4 protein-coding genes are annotated in these 2,354 nt (G+C 69.8%); all 4 read right to left on the bottom strand.

The features are described 5' to 3' along the window. On the bottom strand, nucleotides 1–414 hold a 414-nt coding region (locus tag ACFVWR_RS19035; RefSeq protein WP_387216006.1), incomplete at its 3' end, for a hypothetical protein. Continuing rightward, the gene (locus tag ACFVWR_RS19030; RefSeq protein ID WP_387216003.1) at nucleotides 411–959 is read right to left on the bottom strand and encodes a 3'-5' exoribonuclease domain-containing protein; all 549 of its coding nucleotides are present in this window, start codon (nucleotides 957–959) and stop codon (nucleotides 411–413) included. The genes ACFVWR_RS19030 and ACFVWR_RS19035, both read right to left, overlap by 4 nt. Then, nucleotides 956–1,792 (bottom strand): hypothetical protein, encoded by an 837-nt coding sequence (locus tag ACFVWR_RS19025; RefSeq protein ID WP_387216000.1) that lies wholly within the window; start codon nucleotides 1,790–1,792, stop codon nucleotides 956–958. Before ACFVWR_RS19025 ends, ACFVWR_RS19030 begins: the two co-directional genes overlap by 4 nt. Continuing rightward, nucleotides 1,789–2,121: a hypothetical protein gene (locus ACFVWR_RS19020; RefSeq protein ID WP_387215997.1), complete on the bottom strand. Its 333-nt coding sequence runs from the start codon at nucleotides 2,119–2,121 to the stop codon at nucleotides 1,789–1,791. Before ACFVWR_RS19020 ends, ACFVWR_RS19025 begins: the two co-directional genes overlap by 4 nt. Between the last annotated feature and the right edge of the window lie 233 nt (nucleotides 2,122–2,354).

Below are 2,354 nucleotides of genomic sequence, written 5' to 3'. Positions count from 1 at the left end.
GGATACGCCCTCTTCCCGGGCAGGGCGAACGACTTCTTGGGGAGCTTCTTGCGCTGCTTGCCGGTCAGCTTGGCCATCACGGGTTCCTTCGTCGCCGGGTGTGGGGTCGGCTGGGAAGGGCGTCTTGAGGGGCACGGTCCGCTGGAAGCGGACGGGGCCGCCGGTGAGGAAGTCGTACTCCTTGGCCCCGTCGGCGTTGACGTAGAGCTGCGTGAAGGCGATGACCTGGATGAACCAGGGGCCGCCGTCGCGGTTGGGCTGGTACGGGAACGTCAGGATCAGGATGGGGGCGTCCGCGTAGACGGCGGCGGGGTCGATTTCGTTGGCGGTGAGCCAGTCCTGGATCAGGTCGCGCCGCCAGCCTGGGGGGACGCCTCCGCCGGGGTGCACGGTCTGGGCCACAGGATCGGTCACGAGGTCGCCCTCTCGGCCAACCAGCGTCGGACGACCTGGTTGTGGCGGGCGTCAGCAAGCGCGTTGTGCTCGCTGCTCTCCTGCTTGGGGAGTTCGTCCCACCCGAAGCCGAGACGGCGGGCCTCCTGCTGGATGTCGTTGGTGAACATCGGGACGCCCTCAGGGAGGTCAATCATGCGGCCCCACAGCTGAGCGAGGCAGACGTGGTCGTAGGCGCCATAGTTCGCCCACAGCTGCACGTCTGGCCCGGCTGCGCGGATGAAATCCATGACCTCGTCGGCGATGCGCTCGCGCCGCTTCACGGCCGGGTCGGCGTAGTCGAACAGCCAGGACTTCGGTACGTGGTTGCGGCGGTCACCGTGCCCCTGCGGAAGGTGCGGGACGACGTTCTCCATCAGCCACTTGTGCTTGCGGATCTTACGTTTCGGCAGGTCGCTGCTGACGGCGTAGTACTGGCGTCCGTCGTCACACACCATGCCGATGGAGATCAGCTCTATGGTGCGGCCGTCCTCCAGGAATTCCAGGTCGTAGTCGATGGCGGTCACAGTGGGGCTCCTGTGTGGATGTCGTCGCGGCCGATGAGGTCCATGCGCGGCAAAAGCTCCCGTACGCAGTGCGGATGGCTGGAGGGGTGGGCGAGAGCGTCCTGGACCGTGCGCAGAGTGCGGTGCGCCTTGTCGGGGTCGTCGTGGCTGGTCCATCCACAGTCCGCGCCGTCACGGACCTCGAGGTAGTTGACGCCGAGGTCGTCCAGGCTGGTGCGGGCTGCTGCGGTGTTCGCGGTGGTCACGGCCTGCCAGGTGATCGCGGCCCGCGCCCACGCGTCCACCGGATGCCGGGCGTTGTTGGCGTAGACGACGGTGCCCAGGGGGTGGTCGCGGCGCAGCTGGTCGAGGTCGAGGGGCCCGATGCGGGTGCGGGCGGCGTCCTGCACGGCCCGCAGGAACACCCGCGCCCGGCGGAGGGCTTCGCTGATCCGGCCGGTGAAGTCGGCGTAGTACTGGGCGGACGTGGTGGTGATGGCGGCCCGGTGCCGGTCGGTCCAGGAGAACAGGGACTGCGGGCGGTCGGCGTTGTCGAGGAGCGTGAAGGCGCCTTCGCGGTAGATGAGGGGCAGGTCGGTTGCGGCCCAGCGTTCCGCGAACGCCATCGCGGCCCGGTTGAACGCCCCCAGGCTCGTGTTGAACGCGTCGACGGCTTGGCGGAGGCGCCGGCTGGTGCCGTTGCGGGTTGCCGGGATCGATCCGAGGGCGTTCAGGAGCCGGTTCTGCGCGTTGGTCAGCAGCAGCCATGCGGCACGGAGCCGGTCGACGGCCCCGGTGATGAAAGACAGGAGCCTCGAGCGGAGGGTGCGGCCACGCCGGACGGAGGTGGTCATCGGCGCGGCCGTTCGACCAGGTACAGCATGCCGAGGCTGTCGGGGAAGGTGCCGCCGTCGTCGGGGTCGTCCGGGGCGGGCGGCTCCCCGTTCTCGAGGCTGGCGATCTGCCGCTCGTACGCCTTGATGTTCTCCGAGAAGGACACGGAGACGACCGAGCTGACGTTGACGGAGGACGGCTGAGCCAGGAGCGCGGCCAGACGTTCGCGGACGACCTCGAGGGCGACCGCCCGTGCGGTGCCCAGGCGCGTGTAGCGCTGCTCGAGGTCGGGGATGTCGGTGCTGGTGCCCAACTGGGCGAGCAGCCAGGCGCGTACGGCTGTGTCCACGGGCTCCTCCGGTCAGGTTGTAGGGGAAGGGGGTGCGGGTGCGGGCCCGCCGGGTGGCGCCCCCACCACTGGTGGCGGGCCCGCACGCGCACTAGTCGCCGCTGTTGCCCTCTTCAGCGGCGCTCCGGCCCCGAGCCGGCTTGCGGGCCGCGGTCTTCTTCGCGGCCGTCTTGGCGCCGTCACTGTCGCCGTCCTCACTGGACGATGGGGCGTCGGCGGTCTTCTTGGCGGCC

Source organism: Leifsonia sp. NPDC058292, assembly GCF_042880955.1.
In the GTDB taxonomy this organism is placed as follows: Bacteria; Actinomycetota; Actinomycetes; order Actinomycetales; family Microbacteriaceae; genus Leifsonia.
Note: the sequence above shows the minus strand (reverse complement) of the source record. Positions and strands in the feature narration are given on the sequence as shown.